This is a genomic window from Acinetobacter lwoffii (genome assembly GCF_022809915.1).
GTDB lineage: Bacteria > Pseudomonadota > Gammaproteobacteria > Pseudomonadales > Moraxellaceae > Acinetobacter > Acinetobacter lwoffii_M.
The window spans coordinates 1-1,282 of record NZ_JALGQY010000080.1 but is presented as its reverse complement, the minus strand read 5'-3'; the positions used below and the strand labels follow the sequence as shown (position 1 = coordinate 1,282).

1 tRNA gene and 1 pseudogene are annotated in these 1,282 nt (G+C 40.0%); both read left to right on the top strand.

Features of this window, described 5'->3' with window-relative positions:
* Nucleotides 1-76 (top strand) — tRNA-Glu (locus MTX11_RS16465).
* Between the two features lie 307 nt (nucleotides 77-383).
* Nucleotides 384-1,205 (top strand): annotated as a pseudogene (locus MTX11_RS16460) (iron-containing redox enzyme family protein); the annotation flags it as partial.
* Nucleotides 1,206-1,282 lie beyond the last annotated feature (77 nt).

The window sequence follows — 1,282 nt, the reverse complement described above, 5'->3', positions numbered from 1 at the left end:
GTCCCTATCGTCTAGAGGCCTAGGACATCGCCCTTTCACGGCGGTAACCGGGGTTCGAATCCCCGTAGGGACGCCATATTCGAGATGGCAACATCTCAACAAAAAGCCCGAGCATTGCGACTCGGGCTTTTTTTATCTTGCAAATTTTATTTCTCGAATCTTTAAACCCAGTTTTTATCATTTGTTCAAATTACTCCCTCACTCTTTCGGCTGCCATCCCATTCTTAATTTTACAATTTGTATTGTTTTAACATTTCTATTCATAGAAATATCCGTTCATTTTCACTTAAAGCAATACACCAATAAATTAGAACAAAAATTCAACACCCTGCTTTTAGAGGGCACGTTAAGGTAAATCAAGAGAAATCTGCAAGGATCAGATTATGTTCGTCAGCACAGAGCTAAGTTTACCTTTATCGCCAAATAAAAATCATAATTATCAAATTAAAAGCTTTAAGGATTGGGTCGACTTTTTTCAAGATACTGAAATTTCGACATATACCAAAACCGAAAAAGCCGAATCTTATTTGAGCGATCTGATTAAAAATTTAAATATTGATACTCTCGGATGGTTGGATCAGCCTGTACAGGTTGAACAGCATCTTTTAGAACAACATCATCAGGTTTGTGCGACTTTCCAGACCTATGTCAATCGCCGGAAACAGCAGCAGCCCCGGGAATATTTTCCGACGGTTTCTCAGGCTTTCGAATTCCTGGCGAAAGTTGCACCGGTTAAACTGGTCGATGGTGCTTGGTTGTATTCAACCGTGCCAAACTGTAATCAGCCCGAGTTGAAAGATTTGATTTACATCTATCTCGAAGAGCTTGGTTTAGGGCATCCGCGTGCCAACCATGTCACCATGTATCAGGACCTGTTGAGTCATTATGAGCTGAACAGTTATGCCGAGCATTTAGATGATAGTTACTACGAACAGGCTGCCGTACAGTTGGCACTGGCTTATGCCCCGGCCAAGTATCTACCTTTGGTCATTGGCTTTAATCTCGGTTATGAACAGTTACCACTGCATTTGTTAATCACCAATTATGAACTGGCTGAACTGGGTATCGATCCGCATTATTTTAATGTGCACATTACTATTGATAATGCTCACAATGGTCATGCGCAGAAATCCCTGCAAGCATTTATCCAGCATTTTAATCATGCAGAAAACCTGGAAACTTATCTGGAGCTAATTAAAAAAGGCGGTGGTGTATCAAAAAGTATGCTAAAAAAAAGCAGGTTGAATTTTGATAAAATAGAGAAATGCAAATAACTCTAGAA